General features: G+C 69.7%; 2 protein-coding genes and 1 pseudogene. All 3 read left to right on the forward strand.

All coding sequences use genetic code 11. From position 1 onward, the window contains the following. Position 1: 1 nt before the first annotated feature. Complete coding sequence (locus I8J32_RS17815; protein WP_250646369.1) at positions 2-4,885, forward strand: non-ribosomal peptide synthetase; 4,884 nt, start codon at positions 2-4, stop codon at positions 4,883-4,885. After that, positions 4,878-14,738 carry a non-ribosomal peptide synthetase gene (locus I8J32_RS07175; RefSeq protein WP_207526841.1) on the forward strand — a complete coding sequence of 3,287 codons (9,861 nt, stop codon included), beginning with the start codon at positions 4,878-4,880 and terminating at the stop codon, positions 14,736-14,738. The genes I8J32_RS17815 and I8J32_RS07175 overlap by 8 nt, the downstream gene beginning before the upstream one ends. Further along, positions 14,728-22,638 (forward strand): annotated as a pseudogene (locus I8J32_RS07180) (amino acid adenylation domain-containing protein); the annotation flags it as partial. The gene I8J32_RS07175 and the pseudogene I8J32_RS07180, both read left to right, overlap by 11 nt. Positions 22,639-22,693 lie beyond the last annotated feature (55 nt).

A 22,693-nucleotide genomic window follows, 5' to 3' on the forward strand; every position in this document is an offset into this window, starting at 1 on the left:
CATGGTGGAGGACAGCCGCCCGGTCGCACTGCTGACGCAGTCGCTGCTGGCCGATGCCGTACCGCCGGCCTCGCTGATGCCCGGCGCCGGAAACGCCGTGCTGGTGCTGGATGCCGACACCTCGCTCGCCACGCTGCCGGATCACAACCCGGACGTTGCGGGCCTGACCTCGGCGCACCTGGCCTACCTGATCTACACCTCGGGTTCGACCGGCCAGCCCAAGGGCGTGATGGTCGAACACCGCGGCCTGGTCAACTACGTCATAGACGCCGCGCGCCTGTTCGGACTGGTGCCGGGCGACCTCGTGCTGCAGCAGAATTCGCTGAATTTCGACGTGTCGATCGAGGAGATGTTCCCGGCCTTCTGCGCCGGGGCAAGCGTGGCGCCCACCGGCGGCTTGTTTGGTACACCCAGCGCCGACGAAACGCTGCCACTGACCGTCGTGCACATCACCGCCGCGCATTGGCACACCCTGGTCACGCAATGGCAGCGGGATCCGGAGCAGGCCCACCGCCAGCTCGCGGGCATCCGGCTGTTCAACGTCACCGGCGACGCCGTCTCGACGCAGAAGCTGCAGGCCTGGGACGCGGTGCGTCCGCCGGCGCTGAAGCTGATCAACACCTATGGCCCCACTGAAACCACGGTGACCTGCACGGCCGCGTACGTCCAGCACGATGCGCTCAACCAGTCGATGTCCAGCGCCACCATCGGCCGGCCGCTGGCCAACACGCAGATCTACATCCTCGACGAGAACCTGCAGCCCACGCCGCTGGGCGTGGCGGGCGAGATCTACATTGGCGGCGACGGCGTCGCGCGTGGCTACCTCAATCGGGAGGACCTGACCGCTCATCGCTTCGTGCCTGATCCGTTCAGCGCGCGGCCGCACGCGCGCATGTATCGCAGCGGCGACCGCGCCCGCTATCGCCCGGACGGCAACATCGAGTTCCTTGGCCGCAACGATTTCCAGGTCAAGGTGCGCGGCTTCCGCATCGAGCTGGGCGAAATCGAGGCGAAGCTGGCCGCGTGCGAGCAGGTGCGCGAGGCCGTCGTGATCGCCTACACGGCGGCGCCCGGAGAGAAGCGGCTCGTGGCCTACGTGGTGCCGGAGGCGGGCGAGGAGCTCTCGGTGGCCAGTCTGCGCGACCGGTTGGCGCAGGAACTGCCCGAGTACATGATCCCCGGTGCGTTCGTGAGCTTGACCGCATTCCCGCTCACGCCCAACGGCAAGCTCGATCGCAAGGCGCTGCCCGTGCCCGACCAGGCAGCGGTAGCCAGCCGCGCGTACGAAGCGCCCGTCGGCAGCGTCGAGAAGGCCCTCGCGCAGATCTGGCAGCAGGTTCTGGGCCTGGAACGGGTGGGGCGACATGACCACTTCTTCGAACTGGGCGGCCACTCGCTGCTGATGATCAGCCTGATCGAACACCTGCGTCAGCGCGGTCTCAGTGCCGACGTGCGCACGGTATTCCAGGCACCGACCCTGAGCGCACTGGCGGCGCAGCTCGTGTGCGGGCCGAAGGCGGCACGCCGCCACGAAGTCCCGCCCAACCTGCTTGCGCCGGACACCGGCGCCATCACGCCGGAGCTGCTGCCGCTGGTGCGGTTGAGCCAGGACGAGATCGACCGGATCGTGGCGGAGGTCCCGGGTGGCGTGTCCAACGTGCAGGACATCTACCCGCTGGCGCCGCTGCAGGAAGGCATCCTGTTCCACCACCTGCTGGAAGCCGAAACAGGGGGTGACACCTACCTGTTGTGCACAGCGACGGCGTTCGACAACCGTCAGCGCCTGGACGGTTTCCTCCAGGCCCTGCAGCAGGTGGTCAACCGGCACGACATCCTGCGCAGTTCGATCCACTGGCAGGACCTCATCCGGCCCGTGCAGGTGGTCCACCGCCGCGTGACGATGCCGGTCACCGAACTGGCGCTGTCGGCGGACGCACCCGCGCTGCCGCAACTGATGGCCCGCACCGACCCGCGCTTCATGCGCATGGACCTGCGACGTGCACCGAACCTGGCGGCCTACATCGCGCCGGAGCCGGAAACCGGCCGCTGGCTGCTGGCGCTGATGAATCACCACATCGTCTGCGACCACATGGCCCAGGAACAGATCCTGGCCGAAATCCAGGCTTTGCTGCAGGGACACGGGGCGACGCTGCCACCGGCCACGCCCTACCGCGACTTCATCTCGCGGACCCTGGCGGTGCCCGAAGGCGAGCACGAGGCCTACTTCCGTGCGCAGCTGGGCGACCTGGACGAACCCACGGCGCCGTTCGGGATCCTGGACGTGCAGGCCGACAGCGCCGGCGAAGTGCGGGAAACGCGCATCCGCCTGGACGAGGCCCTGTCGCGGCGCATCCGCGAATGCGCACGCAGGCAGGCCGTCAATCCGGCCGTCCTCTTCCACGTGGCCTGGGCCCAGGTGCTGGCGCAGTGCAGCGGCCGCGACGACGTCGTGTTCGGCACCGTGCTGTCGGGTCGCCTGCAGGAGACGGAGAGTACCGTCCGCGTCGTCGGCATGTTCATCAACACGTTGCCGCTACGCATCCCGCTGGCGAACGTGGGCGTGCGCGACGCAGTGCGCGACACCTACCTGCGCATGAGCGAGCTGCTTTCGCACGAACAGACCCCGCTCGCCGTCGCGCAGCGGTGCAGCGGCATCCAGCCGCCGTTGCCGCTGTTCACCGCGCTGCTCAACTACCGCCACAACCCCGACGAATCGAGCACGCCGTCGCATGTCTGGGACGGCATCGAGGTGCTCAGCGACGCGGTGCGGACCAACTATCCGGTGACCATGTCGGTCGACGACTTCGACGTGGCCTTTGGCCTGGTCGTGCAGTGCGGGGCGGGGATCGAACCCGACCGGATGGTCGGCTACCTCGCCACCGCGGTCGGTGAACTGGTGGTCGCGCTCGACGAGCGGCCGGAACTGCCGGTGCGTCACCTCGCCACGATGCCCGCCAGCGAACGCGACGAGGTCGTGCACGGCTTCAACGCGACGCAGTCGCCGTACCCGCAGGACGCGCTGATCCACACGCTGTTCGAGGCGCAGGCCGCGCAGCAGCCGCAGGCCGATGCCGTCGAGTACGACGGCGTGCGCCTGTCCTATGACGAGCTCAACCGCCGCGCCAACCAGGTCGCCCATCGCCTGATCGCGCTGGGCGTCAAGCCCGACGACCGGGTGGCGATCTGCACCGAGCGCAGCCTGGACATGGTCGTGGGCCTGCTGGGCATCCTCAAGGCCGGCGGCGCCTACGTGCCGCTGGATCCGGCCTATCCCGTCGACCGCCTGGCCTACATGCTGGCCGACAGCGCGCCGATGGCGGTGCTGACCCAGGCCGTGCTGCGCGACGAGCTGCCGATGCTCACCGCAGCCGGATGCCCGCTGCTGGTGCTGGACCGCGACTTCGCCGACGCCGCCGAACCGGCGAACAACCCGGCGCTGCCGCTGAGCCCGCGCCAGCTGGCCTACGTGATCTACACCTCCGGTTCGACCGGCCAGCCCAAGGGCGTGATGGTCGAACACCGCAGCGCGGTGAACTTCTGGCAGGTGATGGGCCGCACCACGCACCGGACCTGCGCGCCGAACTCGCGGGTGGCGCTCAACGCCGCGTTCTCCTTCGACATGTCGCTCAAGGGCCTGCTGCAGCTGCTGTCCGGGCATTGCCTGGTGCTGATCCCGCAGGCGATCCGCGCCAGCGGCCCGGCGCTGCTGGGCTTCCTGGAACAGCAGCGCATCGATGCGCTGGACAGCACGCCCTCGCAGCTGGAAGGCCTGCTGGCCGCCGGCCTGCTGGAGCCGACCGGCTACCGGCCGCGCAACGTGCTGCTGGGCGGCGAGCCGATCGGACCGGCGATGTGGGAACGGCTGAAGGCCTCGCCGGTGGTGTGCTTCCACAACATGTACGGCCCGACCGAAGCGACGGTGGATGCGACGATCCAGTGCATCGCCGACAGCCGCGGCGGCCCGGTGATCGGCAAGCCGCTGGGCAACGCCCGCATCTACCTGCTCGACGGGCAGGGCCAGCCGGTGCCGGTGGGCGTGGCGGGCGAGATCCACATCGGGGGCGTGGGCGTGGCCCGCGGTTACCTGCATCGTGCCGAACTGACGGCCGAGCGCTTCCTGGCCGATCCGTTCGCCGGTACGCCGGACGCGCGTATGTACAAGACGGGCGACCTGGGTCGCTGGCTGCCCGATGGCAACCTGGAATACCTGGGCCGCAACGACTTCCAGGTGAAGATCCGCGGCTTCCGGATCGAGCTGGGCGAGATCGAGGCCAAGCTGCGGGCCTGCGCGGGGGTGCGCGAGGCGGTGGTGATCGCGCGCGAGGACACGCCGGGCGACCAGCGTCTGGTGGCCTACGCGGTGGCCGACGACGGCGTGGAGCTGTCGGTGCCGCAGCTGCGCGAGGCGCTCGCGCAGGAGCTGCCCGAGCACATGATCCCGAGCGCGTTCGTGAGCCTGGCGGCGATGCCGCTGACGCCGAACGGGAAGCTGGACCGGCGCGCGTTGCCGTCGCCGGACCAGAACGCGGTGGCCAGCCGTGCGTACGAAGCCCCGCTGGGCGAGGTCGAACAGGCGATGGCCGCGATCTGGCAGGAACTGCTGGGTCTGGACCGCGTCGGCCGCCACGACCACTTCTTCGAACTGGGCGGGCACTCGCTGCTGGTGATGCAGCTGGTGATCCGCATCCGCGAGCAGTTCCAGGTGGACATCGCGTTGCGGACCCTGTTCGAACGGCCCGGTTTGCTGGAGCTGTCCGAATCCATCCAGGCGCTGCAGGAAGAAAGCTTCCTCGGCGAGGACCTGGCAAGCATGCAGAGCGAGCTGGACTCGCTCTCCGAAGAAGAGTTGCGCCAGATGTTGGAGCGAGAGTCGATCAATGAGTGACAGGAACGAGGCGCTGGACGCGCTGAAGCGGACCATCCTGCAGAACCGGATGAAGCAGCGCATGGCGCAGCGCGCGGGCGAGGGATCGGGCCAGGGCATTCCGCTCGCGGACCGCAGCGCACCGATCCCGCTGTCGTGGGCGCAACAGCGCCTGTGGTTCCTGGACCAGCTTGACCAGGCCGCGGGCGCGGCCTACCACGTCTCGGCCGCGCTGCGGCTTTCGGGCAAGCTCGACCGCGCCGCGCTGCAGGCCAGCCTGGACCGCATCGTCGCGCGCCACGAAAACCTGCGCACGTGCTTCGCCAGCGTCGACGGCACGCCGCGCCAGGTGATCGCACCGGAAAACGTCGGTTTCACCATGGTCGAACAGGACGTGAGTGCACTCGATGCGCGCGCGCAGGCGGAGGCCCTGGCGGACATCACCGCGCGTGAGGCCGGCGCGCCTTTTGACCTGGCGACCGGACCGTTGATCCGCGGCCGTCTGCTGCGCCTGTCCGAACAAGAGCACGTGATGCTGGTGACCCAGCACCACATCATTTCCGATGGCTGGTCCAACGGCGTGCTGGTGCGTGAAGTCAGTGCGCTGTACACGGCTTTCAGCCAGGGCCAGCCGGATCCCTTGCCGCCGCTGCAGATCCAGTACGCCGACTATGCGGCCTGGCAGCGCCAGTGGCTGCAGGGCGACGTGCTGCGCAGGCAGCTGGATTTCTGGCGTGATCACCTCGGCGGCGCCCCGGCGCTGCTGGAACTGCCGATCGACCGGCCCCGGCCGCCGGTGCAGGGCTATGCGGGCGATTTCGTGGAAGTGGACCTGAGCGACGAGCTCAGCGCCGGGCTGCGCGCCCTGTCGCAGCGGCACGGCGTGACGATGTTCATGACCCTGCTGGCGGCCTGGTCGGTGCTGCTGTCGCGCCTGAGTGGACAGGACGACATCGTCGTCGGCAGTCCGGTCTCCAATCGCCCGCGCTCGGAAGTCGAGCCGCTGATCGGCTTCTTCGTCAACACGCTGGCGCTGCGTGTGGACCTGTCCGACCAGCCGACCGTGGCGGGACTGCTGGCGCGGATCAAAGCGACGCTGGTGGCCGCGTATGCGCACCAGGACCTGCCGTTCGAGCAGGTCGTCGAAGCGCTGCAGCCCGAGCGCAACCTCAGCTACAGCCCGGTGTTCCAGGTGTTGCTGAGCATGAACAGCACGGTCGGCGCCGATGCGCTCAAGCTGCCCGGTCTGGAACTGGCGCCGATTGCCACGCCGCAGGTGAGTTCCCATTTCGACCTCGACCTGGGCTTCGCCGATTCGGGCACCGGCCTGATCGGCAAGCTGACCTATTCGACCGAACTGTTCGATCGCGCGTCGGTGGTCCGCTTCACCGAATATCTCGTCGCCGTACTGCGGGAAATGGTCAGCGACGACACGCAACACGTCAGCCGCCTGTCGCTGTTGTCGACGGCCGAACGCGACCAGGTCGTGCACGGCTTCAACGCGACGCAGTCGCCGTACCCGCAGGACGCGCTGATCCACACGCTGTTCGAGGCGCAGGCCGCGCAGCAGCCGCAGGCCGATGCCGTCGAGTACGACGGCGTGCGCCTGTCCTATGGCGAACTCAACCGCCGCGCCAACCAGGTCGCCCATCGCCTGATCGCGCTGGGCGTCAAGCCCGATGACCGCGTGGCGATCTGCACCGAGCGCAGCCTGGACATGGTCGTGGGCCTGCTGGGTATCCTCAAGGCCGGCGGCGCCTACGTGCCGCTGGATCCGGCTTATCCGGTGGACCGCCTGGCCTACATGCTGGCCGACAGCGCGCCGATGGCGGTGCTGACCCAGGCCGTGCTGCGCGACGAGCTGCCGATGCTCACCGCGGCCGGATGCCCGCTGCTGGTGCTGGACCGCGACTTCGCCGACGCCGCCGAGCCGGCGAGCAACCCGGCGCTGCCGCTGAGCCCGCGCCAGCTGGCCTACGTGATCTACACCTCCGGTTCGACCGGCCAGCCCAAGGGCGTGATGGTCGAACACGGCAGCGCGGTGAACTTCTGGCAGGTGATGGGCCGCACCACGCACCGGACCTGCGCGCCGAACTCGCGGGTGGCGCTCAACGCCGCGTTCTCCTTCGACATGTCGCTCAAGGGCCTGCTGCAGCTGCTGTCCGGGCATTGCCTGGTGCTGATCCCGCAGGCGATCCGCGCCAGCGGCCCGGCGCTGCTGGGCTTCCTGGAACAGCAGCGCATCGATGCGCTGGACAGCACGCCCTCGCAGCTGGAGGGCCTGCTGGCCGCCGGGCTGCTGGAGCCGACCGGCTACCGGCCGCGCAACGTGCTGCTGGGCGGCGAGCCGATCGGCCCGGTGATGTGGGAACGGCTGAAGGCCTCGCCGGTGGTGTGCTTCCACAACATGTACGGCCCGACCGAAGCGACGGTGGATGCGACGATCCAGTGCATCGCCGACAGCCGCGGCGGCCCGGTGATCGGCAAGCCGCTGGGCAACGCCCGCATCTACCTGCTCGACGGGCAGGGCCAGCCGGTGCCGGTGGGCGTGGCGGGCGAGATCCACATCGGGGGCGTGGGCGTGGCCCGCGGTTACCTGCATCGTGCCGAACTGACGGCCGAGCGCTTCCTGGCCGATCCGTTCGCCGGTACGCCGGACGCGCGTATGTACAAGACGGGCGACCTGGGTCGCTGGCTGCCCGATGGCAACCTGGAATACCTGGGCCGCAACGACTTCCAGGTGAAGATCCGCGGCTTCCGGATCGAGCTGGGCGAGATCGAGGCCAAGCTGCGGGCCTGCGCGGGGGTGCGCGAGGCGGTGGTGATCGCGCGCGAGGACACGCCGGGCGACCAGCGTCTGGTGGCCTACGCGGTGGCCGACGACGGCGTGGAGCTGTCGGTGCCGCAGCTGCGCGAGGCGCTCGCGCAGGAGCTGCCCGAGCACATGATCCCGAGCGCGTTCGTGAGCCTGGCGGCGATGCCGCTGACGCCGAACGGGAAGCTGGACCGGCGCGCGTTGCCGTCGCCGGACCAGAACGCGGTGGCCAGCCGTGCGTACGAAGCCCCGCTGGGCGAGGTCGAACAGGCGATGGCCGCGATCTGGCAGGAACTGCTCGGCCTGGACCGCGTCGGCCGCCACGACCACTTCTTCGAACTGGGTGGGCACTCGCTGCTGGTGATCAGCCTGATCGAGCGCATGCGCCAACGCGACCTCGCGGTGGATGCGCGCACGGTGTTCATGACGCCCGTCCTGAGCGCGATCGCTGCCCAGCTGACGCCTGCGGGCCCGTCGGTCGCGCATGAGGTCGTGGTACCCAATCCGATCACACCCGACACCACCACCCTGACACCGGACATGCTCCCGCTGGTGAGGCTCACCCAGGGCGAGATCGACCGCATCGTCGCCGGCGTGCCCGGCGGCGTGGCCAATGTCCAGGACATCTACCCGCTGGCCCCGCTGCAGGAAGGCATCCTGTTCCACCACCTGCTCGATGGCGACAGCGAAGGCGACACCTACCTGCTGTCGTCGGTGCTGGCGTTCGACGAACGCCATCGCCTCGACGGCTTCCTCGCCGCCCTCCAGCAGGTGATCGACCGCCACGACCTGCTGCGCACCGCCGTGCACTGGCAGGACGTCGGCACGCCGGTGCAGGTGGTGTACCGCGATGCCGTGCTGCCCGTCACCGAACTGGCGCTGTCGGCGCAGGAGCCGGCGCTGCCGCAGCTGCTGGCGCGGACCAGTCCACGCCGCCTGCGCCTGGACCTGCAGCGCGCGCCGATCCTGGCCGCGTACACCGCGCAGGATCCGGATTCCGGGCAGTGGTTGCTGGCGCTGCTCAACCACCACATGGTCTGCGACCACATCGCGCAGGAAGTCCTGCTGTCGGAGATCCGCACGCTGTTGCAGGGGCAGGGCGCGACCCTGGGCGCGCCCGTGCCGTACCGCAACTTCGTCGCCCGCGGGCTGCAGGTTCCGCAAGCGGACCACGAGACCTACTTCCGCGAACAGCTGGGTGATGTCGACGAACCCACGGCCCCGTTCGGCTTGCTGGACGTACAGGGCGACGGCGGCGAGCTCGACGAGGCGCGCGTGCGCCTGGATGACCTACTTGCCCAGCGCATCCGCGACAGCGCGCGCCAGCACGGCGTCACTCCGGCAGTGCTGTTCCACGTGGCCTGGGCGCAGGTGCTGGCGCAGTGCAGCGGCCGCGACGACGTCGTTTTCGGCACGGTGCTGACCGGCCGCCTTCAGGATGCGGGATCGACCGACCAGGTCGTCGGCATGTTCATCAATACCCTGCCGATCCGCATTCCCCTGGCGCAGGTCCGGGTTGCCGACGCGGTGCGCGATACCGGCCGCCGCCTCGGCGAGCTGCTGGCGCACGAGCAGGCGCCGTTGGCGCTGGCGCAGCGCTGCAGCGGCATCCGGGCGCCGCTCCCGCTGTTCACCTCGCTGCTCAACTACCGACACAGCCACGAAGCCAGCAGCGCCGAAGAACGGGCGTACCTGCTCAGTGCCTGGGAGGGCGTGCAACTGCTGAGCGGGCAGGCGCGGAGCAACTTCCCGATCTCGGTGTCCATCGACGATCTGGGGCAGGGATTCGGCCTGAGCATCAGCGCGTTACCGGGTCCCGGTGCGGTGCGCCTGGCCGGCTACATGGAGCGCGTGCTGCGCGGGCTGGCAGACGACCTGCAGGGTCAGGGGCGACGCCAGCTGCGCAGCCTCGCGATGCTGCCGCACGCCGAGCGTGACCAGCTGCTGCGGGAATTCAACAGCGACCCTGTGGACTTCCCGCAGCAGGCCCTGCTGCAGGAAGTATTCGAGGCACTGGCGGCGCGGCAGCCCGAAGCGCCCGCGGTGGAGTCCGGTGGACAGTGCCTGGACTACGGCACGCTCAACCGCCATGCCAACGCCTTGGCGCATCGACTCATCGAGTGCGGCGTGAGGCCGCGCGACCGCGTCGCGATCTGCGCCGGACGCAGCCTGGACATGGTCGTCGCCATGCTCGCCACGCTGAAGGCCGGCGCGGCCTACGTGCCGATCGATCCGGAATATCCCGCCGAGCGCGTCGCCTGCATGCTGACCGACAGCGAGCCCGCGGTGTTGCTGGCGCCGCGCGACCTGCATGAACGGCTTGCGGTGCTGGCCTCGTCGTCGTGTCCCGTGCTCGCGCTGGACGAAGCCGACATGTCGTCGCAGACGACCTCCAACCCGCAGGTGGCGGGCCTGTGTTCGCGCGACCCGGCCTGCGTCATCTACACCTCCGGCTCGACCGGACAGCCCAAGGGCGTGCTGGTCGAGCACCGCGGCATCCTGCGGCTGGTCATCAACGGAACGGCGCAACTGCAATCGGGCGATGTCCTGGCCCATTGCTCCAATCCATCCTTCGACGCATCGACGTGGGAGATCTGGGGCGCACTGCTCAACGGTGCGCGTCTGGTGATCGTGCCGTCCGCGGTGGTGATGGACCCGGTGGCCTTCAACCGTGCGCTGGTCGAGGCGCGGGTGAACGTCGCGTTCCTGACGGTCGGCCTGTTCAACGAGTACGCCGACGCGCTGGTCGAGGCCTTCGCCGGCCTGCGCATGCTCCTCACCGGCGGCGACGTGATGGATCCGCGCAGTGCGCTCCGCGTGCTCGGACTGATGCAGCCAGCCGCGCGACTGCTCAACGTGTACGGCCCCACCGAAGCCACGACGTACGCAACCAGCTTCGACGTGGACACCGCCGTGGATCCGATTCGTCCCGTTCCGATCGGCCGCCCGGTGCCCAACACCCGCGTCTACATCCTCGGCAGCGGCGGTGAGCCGGTACCGGTGGGCGTGCCGGGTGAGATCCATATCGGTGGCCCTGGCGTGGCCGGCGGTTACCTGCATCGTCCTGTCCTGACGGCAGAGCGGTTCGTCATCGATCCGTTCACCGACGTGGCCGATGCCACGATGTACCGCACCGGTGACCTGGGGCGGTGGCGCACCGACGGCCAGATCGAGTTCATCGGCCGCAACGACGCCCAGGTGAAGATCCGGGGATTCCGCGTCGAACCGGGCGAGATCGAGGCCCTCGTGAGGACCTGCGAGGGCGTTCGCGAAGCGGTGGTCATCGCCTTGCCGGACGCCGGCGGCGACAAGCGCCTGGTCGGCTACGTGGTGTGGGAGGCCGATGCGGCCGAAAAGTCCACGTCACGGCTGCGCGAGCAGGTGGCGAAGATCCTGCCGGGCCACATGGTGCCCGCGGCTTTCGTCAGCCTCGCCGCCCTGCCGCTGACGCCGAACGGCAAGCTGGACCGCAAGGCCTTGCCGGCGCCCGACCAGGACAGCCTCGCCGACGGCGCATATGAAGCGCCGCGGGACGGCATCGAACAGGTCGTGGCCGGCATCTGGCAGGACCTGCTCGGGCTGGAGCGGGTGGGCCGCCACGACAACTTCTTCGAACTGGGCGGGCACTCGCTGCTGGCCGTGCGGCTGGTGACGCGCCTGCGCGCCACGCTGGGTGTCGAGATCACGCTGCGGGACCTGTTCGCGCGCCCATCGCTGTCGAGCCTGGCACTGGCCGTGGCACGCGCCTGCCCAAGCTCGCATGCGGCAATCGTGCCGGTCGATCGCGGCCAGCCGTTGCCGCTGTCGTGGGCGCAGCAGCGCCTGTGGTTCGTCGACCAGCTGGATCATGCTGCCGGTGGGACCTACCACATACCCGCGGCCCTTCGCTTGAGCGGTTCGCTTGACCGCGCCGCGTTGCAGGCCAGCCTGGACCGCATCGTCGCGCGGCACGAAAGCCTGCGCACGACCTTTGTCGCCGGGCTGGACGGTGAGCCGCAACAGGTCATCGCGCCGGCGGCCATGGGATTCACGCTGCTGGAACACGACCTGCGCGGGATCGACCACGCCACGCAGGACGTGGCGATCGCCGAGCTGACCGTCAGCGAATCGCGCGCGCCCTTCGACCTGGCAACGGGGCCGCTGATCCGCGGCCGCCTGCTGCGCCTGGCCGAACACGAGCACATCCTGCTCGTCACCCAGCACCACATCATTTCGGACGGGTGGTCGGTCAGCGTGATGGTGCGGGAACTCAGCACCCTCTACGCAGCATTCCAGCGAGGACAGCCAGACCCGCTAGCGCCCCTGCCCATCCAGTACGCCGACTTCGCCGCCTGGCAACGCGGCTGGCTGCAGGGCGAGCGGCTGCAGGCCCAGATCGACTTCTGGCGAGACCACCTGTCCGGCGCGCCGGCGCTGCTCGAGCTGCCCACCGATCGGCCTCGGCCGCCGGTGCAGAGCTATCGCGGCGACCGCGTCGACGTCTGCATCCCGCCGGACCTGGCGCAGGCCATGCGCGGGTTGGCGCAGCGTCATGGCGTCACGCTGTTCCTGGTCGTGCAGGCGGCGTGGGCGATATTGCTGTCGCGCCTGAGCGGCCAGAGCGAGGTCGTCATCGGCAGTCCGATGGCCAACCGCCAGCGCGCCGAACTCGAGCCCCTGATCGGCTTCTTCGTCAACACGCTGGCGCTACGCGTGGACGTCCCGGGAGACACCAGCGTCGGCCAGCTGCTGGCGCGCAGCAAGGCGGCGTTGCTGGGCGCCTTCGCCCACCAGGATCTGCCGTTCGAGCAGGTCGTCGAAGCGCTGCAGCCCGAGCGCAATCTCAGCCACAGCCCGGTTTTCCAGGTGTGGTTGAACCTCAATGCCGCGGCCGCCGCGGGTGACGGTCAATTGCATCTGCCCGGGTTGACGCTGTCGCCGGTCGACATCGAACAGCAGACCGCGCGCGTTGACCTGTCGCTGGCGCTGACGGACCTGGCGGGCGATGGCCTGGCGGGCAGCCTCGTCTATGCGGTCGACCTGTTCGACCGCACGACCGCGGAGCGCATCGCGGGACACCTGACGACCCTGCTGCAGGCGATGGTCAGCGACGACACGCAGCGGGTCAGCCGTTTGCCGCTGCTGTCGACGGCCGAACGCGACCAGGTCGTGCACGGCTTCAACGCGACGCAGTCGCCGTACCCGCAGGACGCGCTGATCCACACGCTGTTCGAGGCGCAGGCCGCGCAGCAGCCGCAGGCCGATGCCGTCGAGTACGACGGCGTGCGCCTGTCCTATGGCGAACTCAACCGCCGCGCCAACCAGGTCGCCCATCGCCTGATCGCGCTGGGCGTCAAGCCCGATGACCGCGTGGCGATCTGCACCGAGCGCAGCCTGGACATGGTCGTGGGCCTGCTGGGCATCCTCAAGGCCGGCGGCGCCTACGTGCCGCTGGATCCGGCCTATCCCGTCGACCGCCTGGCCTACATGCTGGCCGACAGCGCGCCGATGGCGGTGCTGACCCAGGCCGTGCTGCGCGACGAGCTGCCGATGCTCACCGCGGCCGGATGCCCGCTGCTGGTGCTGGACCGCGACTTCGCCGACGCCGCCGAGCCGGCGAGCAACCCGGCGCTGCCGCTGAGCCCGCGCCAGCTGGCCTACGTGATCTACACCTCCGGTTCGACCGGCCAGCCCAAGGGCGTGATGGTCGAACACCGCAGCGCGGTGAACTTCTGGCAGGTGATGGGCCGCACCACGCACCGGACCTGCGCGCCGAACTCGCGGGTGGCGCTCAACGCCGCGTTCTCCTTCGACATGTCGCTCAAGGGCCTGCTGCAGTTGCTGTCCGGCCATTGCCTGGTGCTGATCCCGCAGGCGATCCGCGCCAGCGGTCCGGCGCTGCTGGGCTTCCTGGAACAGCAGCGCATCGATGCGCTGGACAGCACGCCCTCGCAGCTGGAGGGCCTGCTGGCCGCCGGGCTGCTAGAGCCGACCGGCTACCGGCCGCGCAACGTGCTGCTGGGCGGCGAGCCGATCGGCCCGGTGATGTGGGAACGGCTGAAGGCCTCGCCGGTGGTGTGCTTCCACAACATGTACGGCCCGACCGAAGCGACGGTGGATGCGACGATCCAGTGCATCGCCGACAGCCGCGGCGGCCCGGTGATCGGCAAGCCGCTGGGCAACGCCCGCATCTACCTGCTCGACGGGCAGGGCCAGCCGGTGCCGGTGGGCGTGGCGGGCGAGATCCACATCGGCGGCGTGGGCGTGGCCCGCGGCTACCTGCATCGTGCCGAACTGACGGCCGAGCGCTTCCTGGCCGATCCGTTCGCCGGTACGCCGGACGCGCGTATGTACAAGACGGGCGACCTGGGTCGCTGGCTGCCCGATGGCAACCTGGAATACCTGGGCCGCAACGACTTCCAGGTGAAGATCCGCGGCTTCCGCATCGAGCTGGGCGAGATCGAGGCCAAGCTGCGGTCCTGCGCGGGGGTGCGCGAGGCGGTGGTGATCGCGCGCGAGGACACGCCGGGCGACCAGCGTCTGGTGGCCTACGCGGTGGCCGACGACGGCGTGGAGCTGTCGGTGCCGCAGCTGCGCGAAGCGCTGGCGCAGGAGCTGCCCGAGCACATGATCCCGAGCGCGTTCGTGAGCCTGGCGGCGATGCCGCTGACGCCGAACGGGAAGCTGGACCGGCGCGCGTTGCCGTCGCCGGACCAGAACGCGGTGGCCAGCCGCGCGTACGAAGCGCCGCTGGGCGAAGTCGAACAGGCGATGGCCGCGATCTGGCAGGAACTGCTCGGCCTGGACCGCGTCGGCCGCCACGACCACTTCTTCGAACTGGGTGGGCACTCGCTGCTGGTGATGCAGCTGGTGATCCGCATCCGCGAGCAGCTGCAGGTCGACGTGCCGCTGCGCGCCCTGTTCGAACAACCGGTGTTCAGCGCCCTGTGCGAAAGCGTCGTCGCCGAACAGCTGAAGCGGTTCGCGACATCGGACGTCGCCGCCGTCGAGGACGAATTGAGCGATCTAACTGAAGAGGAACTCCTCGCAATGCTTTCGGGTGCATCACATGAGCGCTGACCAGAACCAGGCCCTGCAGCAACTGCGTCGCGCCGTCGCGCTCCAGCGGCTGCAACAGCGCGGCGGCCCCCAGCAGGATGTGGCGATCGTGCCGACCATCCCGACGGTCGATCGTTCCGCTCCGCTGCCCGTGTCATGGGCGCAGCAGCGCCTGTGGTTCCTGGATCAGCTCGATCACGCCGCCGGCGCCGCCTATCACGTGTCGTCTGCGCTGCGGCTGACGGGCGAGCTCAACCGCGACGCACTGCAGGCCAGCCTGGACCGCATCGTCGCGCGCCACGAAACCCTACGTACGCGTTTCGTCATCGTCGATGGCGCGCCGCGGCAGGTGATCGGCGCCGAGGACAGCGGCTTCCTCCTGCTCGACCAGGACCTGCGTAGCCTCGATGCATCGGCGCAGGCCGCCGAGATGGCGGAGCTGAGCGCCAGCGAAGCCTGTGCACCCTTTGACCTTTCGACCGGTCCGCTGATCCGCGGCCGCCTGCTGCAGTTGGCACCGCGCGAACATGTCCTGCTCGTCACCCAGCATCACATCGTCTCCGACGGCTGGTCGACCGGCCTGCTGGTGAAGGAAGTCAGTGCGTTGTACACCGCGTACTGCAAAGGCCAGGACGATCCCCTGCCGCCGCTGCAGATCCAGTACGCCGACTATGCGGCGTGGCAGCGTCAGTGGCTGCAGGGCGACGTCCTGCAGGGACAGATCGACTTCTGGCGCACGCACCTGCAGGGCGCGCCGGCGCTGCTGGAGCTGCCGACCGACCGGCCGCGTCCGCCAGTGCAGAGCTACAACGGCGCGCGCGCCGAGGTGAGCCTGTCGGTCGAACTCAGCGCCGCGCTGCGCGCACTCTCGCAGCGTCATGGCGTCACCCTGTACATGACGCTCCTCGCCGGCTGGTCGACGCTGCTGTCGCGCCTGAGCGGCCAGTCCGACGTGGTGATCGGCAGTCCGGTCGCCAACCGGCAGCGCTCGGAAGTCGAGCCGTTGATCGGCTTCTTCGTCAACACCCTGGCCCTGCGGGTGGACCTGACCGGCGAGCCGACCGTCGCCGAGCTGCTGGCGCAGGTGAAGGCCACCACGCTGGGCGCGTACGCACACCAGGACCTGCCGTTCGAGCAGGTGGTGGAAGTCCTGCAGCCGGCACGCAGCCTGGCGCACAGCCCGGTCTTCCAGGTGTTGCTGGGCCTCAACAACACGCCCGGCGGCGGCGAACTGACCTTGCCGGGCCTCACGCTCGCGCAACTGCAGACGGCGCGGCACTCCGCGCAGTTCGACCTGGCCATGTCGCTGTCCGACAGCCCGGAAGGTCTCGCCGGCAGCGTGATCTACGCCAGCGACCTGTTCGATGCCGCCACGATCACCACGATGCTGCAGCGCTGGACCCGGCTGCTGGAGGCGATGGTGGCCGACGACACGCAGCGGGTCAGCCGCTTGCCGCTGCTGTCGGCGCCCGAACGCGAGCAGGTGCTGGGCGCGTTCAACGCCACCGACACCGCCTATCCCGATGCCACGCTGATCCATTCGCTGATCCAGGCGCAGGTGGCCCGCCAGCCCGACGCGATCGCGCTGGAGTTCGACGGCCAGCGGCTGGACTACGCCACCCTCAACCGCCGCGCCAACCGCCTCGCCCATCGCCTCATCGCTATGGGCGTGCAGCCCGACGACCGCGTGGCGATCTGTGTGGAGCGCGGCATCGGCATGGTGGTGGGCCTGCTGGGCGTGCTCAAGGCCGGCGGCGCCTATGTGCCGCTGGATCCGGCCTATCCGGACGACCGCCTGGCCTGGATGCTCGGCGACAGCGCGCCGGTGGCGCTGCTGACCCAGTCCAGCCTGCGCGATCGCCTGGCGGCGTGGGCGGCGGTACCGACGCTGGAGCTGGATGCGCCCGACGACGCGTCCGACGTCTCCGATCACAACCCCGAGCCGGCCGGGCACCACCCCGGCCAGCTGGCCTACGTCATCTACACCTCCGGTTCGACCGGCCGGCCCAAGGGCGTGATGGTCGAACACCGCGGCCTGTGCAACCTGGCCACGGCGCAGGTGCGCCTGTTCGATGTGCGGCCGGGCAGCCACGTGCTGCAGTTCGCCTCCTTCAGCTTCGACGCCAGCATCTCCGAGATCGTGATGGCCCTGTGCGCCGGCGCGTGCCTGCACCTGGCCCCGCGCGAGGCCCTGCGCCCGGGCGCGCCGCTGCTGGCGACCCTGCGCGAGCGGCACATCACCCACGTCACCCTGCCGTCCTCGGCGCTGCAGGGCTTCGCGGTCGAGGATCTGGCCGACACCGGCCTGACCCTGATCCTGGCCGGCGAGGCGCTGCCGCCGACCGCCCGCAAGTGGGCGCGCGGCCATCGCCTGATCAACGCCTACGGCCCGACCGAGACCACCGTGTGCGCGAGCGCGTACGTCGTGCCGGAACAAGACAGTGGCGTGATCCCGGCAGGCACGATCCCGCACAGCACCATCCCGCACAGCACGATCCCGATCGGCGCGCCGATCGCGAACACGCGCATCTACATCCTGGACCCCGCCGGCGAGCCGGTGCCCGTCGGCGTGGCGGGTGAGCTGTACATCGGCGGCGTGGGCGTGGCCCGTGGCTATCTCAACCGGCCGGAACTGACCGCCGAGCGCTTCGTGCGCGACCCGTTCGCGCGCGGGAATGCGCGCATGTACCGCACCGGCGACCTGGGTCGCTGGCGGGCGGACGGCAGCATCGAGTACCTGGGCCGCAACGACTTCCAGGTCAAGCTGCGCGGGTTCCGCATCGAACTGGGCGAGATCGAGGCGCAGCTGCTGGCCTGCGAAGGCGTCCGCGAGGCGGCCGTGATCGCACGCGAGGATGGCGGCGACCGCCGCCTGGTCGCGTACCTCGTTGCCGGGGGCGATGTCGAATTATCGGTGCCGATCTTGCGCGACCGCTTGGCGAGCGCGCTGCCCGAACACATGGTGCCCAGCGCGATCGTGCGCCTGGAGGCGCTGCCGCTCACGCCCAACGGCAAGCTGGACCGCCGGGCGCTGCCCGCGCCGGACCACGCCGCGGTCGCCAGCCGCCCGTACGAAGCACCGGTCGGTGCGACCGAACAGGCCATCGCCGCGATCTGGCAGGACCTGCTCGGCCTGGAACGCGTCGGCCGCCACGACCACTTCTTCGAACTGGGCGGGCACTCGCTGCTGGTCATCAGCCTGATCGAACGCATGCGCAACGCCGGCATGGACGTCGACGTGCGCGCGGTGTTTGCCGCGCCGGCGCTGAGCGCGCTGGCTGATCGCCTGCACAGCGGCGCAGCCACTGCCGCCCGCGCGCCGGTCCCGCCGAACCTGATCACCACCGATACCACCCATCTGACCCCCGACCTGCTGCCGCTGGTGCGGCTCACGCAGGAAGAAATCGACCGCATCGTGGCCGGCGTACCCACCGGGGCATCCGGCATCCAGGACATCTATCCGCTGGCGCCGCTCCAGGAAGGCATCCTGTTCCATCACCTGATGGGCGGGGAGGGCGACACCTACCTGCTGCGCATGGTGGTTGCGTTCGACAGCGGCGCGCGGATGCACGACTTCGTGAAGCTGGTGCAGACCGTGGTCGACCGCCACGACATCCTGCGCAGCACGGTGCACTGGGAAGACCTGCCGCAACCGGTGCAGGTCGTGCATCGCCAGGTCACACTGCCTTTGCACCAGATCACGGTGGCGTCCGGCGAAGCCGTGCTGCCGCAGTTCCTCGCCGCCACCGATCCCCGGCGCCTGCGCCTGGACCTCCGGCAGGCGCCCATGCTGGCGGCTTACACGGCCTTCGATCCGGACAGCGGTGAATCGCTGCTGGCCTTGCTGAGCCACCACATGGTCTGCGACCACGTCGCGATGGACCTGATCCTGTCGGAAATCCAGCTGCTGCTGGAAGGGCAGGGCGACCTGCTGCCGGAGCCGGTCCCGTACCGCAACTTCATCGCGCAGGCGCACGCGGTGCCCGACGCCGAGCACGAAGCCTATTTCCGCCAGCAACTGGCCGACATCGACGAGCCGACGGCGCCATTCGGCGTGCTGGCGCAGGAACATGGCACCTCGCACGAGGAAAGCAGGATCCAGTTCAGTGACACGCTGGCGCAGCAGATCCGCGACGCCGCACGCCAGCACGGCGTGAGCACGGCCGTGCTGTTCCACGTGGGCTGGGCGCAGGTGCTGGCGCAATGCAGTGGGCGCGACGACGTGGTGTTTGGCACCGTGCTCTCGGGGCGCATGCAGAGCTCGGATGCCGCCGACAAGATCGTCGGCATGTTCATCAACTCGCTGCCGATCCGGATGCCGCTGGCCGGCATGACCGTGACCGATGCGGTGCGTGAAGCCTATGCCCGCCTGGGCGAGCTGCTCGCCCACGAGCAGGCCCCGCTGGCGCTCGCGCAGCGCTGCAGTGGCGTACCGGCCGGCCTGCCGCTGTTCACGGCTTTGCTGAACTACCGGTTCAACAACGAACCGGGCCAGACCTCGGACGCGGCCGCGACGCAGGCGGCCTGGCAAGGCGTGCGCGTGCTGTCCCGCGGCCGCACGCACGGCAGCTATCCGATGACCATGTCGGTCGAGGACTGGGGCCAGGCCCTGGGCCTGTCCGTGCTGCACATGCCGGGGATCGATGGCGAACGCCTCGTGCGTTACCTGGAACAGGCGATGCAGTCTTTGGTGGACGCGCTGGCACATACGCCGGCGCTGCCCATGCGACAGCTGGCGGTGCTGCCGCCGCAGGAACGCGAACACCTGCTGCGCCTGTCCGGTGGCGACGAGCGTGCGTGGCGGGAAGACGTCCTGGTACACGAACTGTTTGAAGCACAGGCGCGGGACAATCCCGACGCGGTGGCGCTGGTGTGTGCCGGGCAGACACTGACCTACGGCGAACTGGACGGTCGCGCCAACCAGTTGGCCCGCTTCCTGCGGACGCTGGGCGTCAAGCCCGACCAGCGCGTCGCCATCTGCATGGAGCGCGGCATTGAAATGGTGGTCGCGCTGTTGGGCGTCATGAAGGCTGGTGGCGCCTACGTGCCGCTGGATCCGCATGCGCCCGCCGAACGCCTGGCGGGCATCCTGCGCACCGATCCTCCGCTGGCCCTGCTGACGGTGCTGGCGGTCGAGGAATCGCTGCCCGCGCTCAGCCTGCTGCGCGTGGTGGTCGTGGACGACGAGCCGGCCATCGCACGCCAATCCGCCCAGGCGCTGGATCGCGCCGATGGCCTGACGCCGGCGCACCTGGCGTACGTGATCTACACCTCGGGTTCGACCGGCATGCCCAAGGGCGTGATGGTGCCGCACCAGGGCGTGGTGAATTACCTGATGCATGCCAGCACCGGCTATCTGCGCGACGACATCCGCGGCGCGCTGGTCGCCACGCCGCTCGGCTTCGATGCCACGGTGACGACGCTGCTGGCGCCATGGCTGGCCGGCAAGCCGGTCGTCCTGCTGGCAGAAGAAAGCGAGCAATGCCTGGTGCAGCTGCTGGAATACTGCCGCCGGCCGGAACCGTGGTTGTTCAAGCTGACGCCCGCGCACCTGGATGTGCTGTCCAACCTCGCGCACGCCGCCCCGGTCGCCACCGCGCACCGCCTGGTCGTGGGTGGCGAGCAGCTGACCGCCCGCACCCTCCGGCGCTTCCGCGAAAACGTGCTGCCGCACGCGATTGTCGTCAACGAGTACGGCCCGACCGAGGCGGTGGTGGGTTGCACGACGTTCGTGAGCGACGGACGCGAGCCTGCCCTCGCCGGTGACATCGTTCCGATCGGCCGGCCCATCGCCAACACCCGCCTGCACATTCTGGGCAGCGCCGGCGAGCCGGTGCCCGTCGGCGTGGTGGGCGAGATCTTCATCGGCGGCGCTGGCGTCGTGCGCGGTTACCTCAACCGGCCGGCGCTGACGGAAGAGCGCTTCGTGCCTGATCCGTTCGCCGCGGACCCGGGCGCACGCTTGTACCGGACGGGCGATCTCGCCCGCTGGCGGCCGGACGGCAACATCGAATACCTGGGACGCAATGACTTCCAGGTCAAGATTCGTGGCTTCCGCATCGAGCTGGGCGAGATCGAGGCGCGCCTGGCGTCCTGCGCGGGCGTGCGCGACGCGGTCGTGCTGGCGCGTGACGACGCGGCGGGAGACCAGCGCCTGGTGGCCTATGTCGTGCCCGAAGACGAGCAGACCGCAGTGTCTGTCGTCGCGCTGCGCGATCGCATGCTGCGCGAGCTGCCCGACTACATGGTGCCCAATGCGTTCGTCACCCTGGCGGCATTGCCCCTGACTTCCAACGGCAAGGTCGATCGCAAGGCGCTGCCGGCGCCGGACCAGTCCGCCGTGGCGGCCCGCGAGTACGAGGCACCGACAGGCGAGCTGGAGTGCGTGATCGCCGGAATCTGGCAGGACCTGCTGAGCCTGGAACGCGTCGGCCGCCACGACCACTTCTTTGAACTGGGCGGCCATTCGCTGCTGGCGGTGCGCCTGGTGACACGCCTGCGCGCGGTGCTGGGCGTGGAAGTGCCCCTGAGCGAGATCTTCGCCCAACCGACCCTGGCGCAACTGGCGGCTTGCGTGTCCGGCGCGGCGGCATCGGCCCAGGGCGCGATCGTGCCCGTCGACCGCAGCCGGGCGCTGCCCCTGTCCTGGGCGCAGCAGCGCTTGTGGTTCCTCGACCAGCTCGACCACTCGGCCGGGGCGGCGTACCACATCCCGGCCGCGTTGCGCCTGAGCGGCGAACTGGACCGCGCGGCACTGCGTGCGAGCCTGGACCGGATCGTGGCCCGCCACGAAAGTCTGCGCACCCGGTTCGTCAGCGTCGACGGTTCTCCGCAACAGCTGATCGCCCCGGACGACGCCGGATTCGCGCTGTTCGAGCACGACCTGCGCAGCCTGGACGATGCCGCCCAGGAAGCGGCCGTCGCCGAACTCGGGGCAAGCGAGTCCCGTGCACTCTTCGACCTGGCCACGGGCCCGCTGATCCGCGGACGCCTGCTGCGCTTGGCCGAGCACGAACACGTGCTCCTGGTCACGCAGCACCACATCATCTCCGATGGCTGGTCGATCGGCGTCCTGGTGCGTGAGGTCTGCACGCTCTACACCGCCTTCAGTCAGGGCCAGCCGGACCCGCTGCTGCCCCTGCCGGTGCAGTACGCCGACTACGCCGCCTGGCAGCGGCAATGGCTGCAGGGTGACGTGCTTCAGCAGCAGATCGATTTCTGGCGCAACCACCTCACCGGTGCCCCGGAACTTCTGGAGCTGCCGACCGACCGGCCGCGGCCCGCGGCGATGAGCTACGCCGGCGCCAGCGTGCCCGTGCGTTTCTCCCGCGAACTCAGCGACGCGCTGCACGCACTGTCGCGCCGCCACGGCGCCACGCTCTTCATGACGCTGATGGCGGGCTGGTCTGCCCTGCTGTCGCGCTTGAGCGGGCAGGACGACATCGTGATCGGCAGCCCGGTCGCCAATCGCCAGCGCACCGAAATCGAGCCGTTGATCGGCTTCTTCGTCAACACGCTGGCCTTCCGGGTCAAGCTGGACTCCGACCCGAGCGTCGCGCAGCTGCTCGCCCAGGTGCGGGCCACCACGTTGAGCGGTTACGCCCACCAGGACCTGCCGATCGAGCAGGTCGTCGAAGCTCTGCAACCGGCGCGCAGCCTGAGCCACAACGCGCTCTTCCAGGTGTCGTTGAGCCTGAACAACACGCCGGGCGACGACGGCCTCTCGCGCCTGCCGGGCCTGACGCTCTCGGGCATCGATGGCCACCAGAAAACCACCCGCTTCGATCTGTCGCTGTCGATGGTCGACTCGGCCGACGGCCTGGTCGGCGCGGCGATCTACGCCACCGATCTGTTCGATCGGGACACGATGGAACGGATGCTGGGGCACTGGGTGTCGTTGCTGGCGGCCATGGCGGCCGATGACACGCAGGCCGTCAGCCGGCTGCCCCTGCTGACGCCGGAGGAGCGCGAACACC

It is taken from the genome of Lysobacter solisilvae, assembly GCF_016613535.2.
Taxonomy (GTDB): domain Bacteria; phylum Pseudomonadota; class Gammaproteobacteria; order Xanthomonadales; family Xanthomonadaceae; genus Agrilutibacter; species Agrilutibacter solisilvae.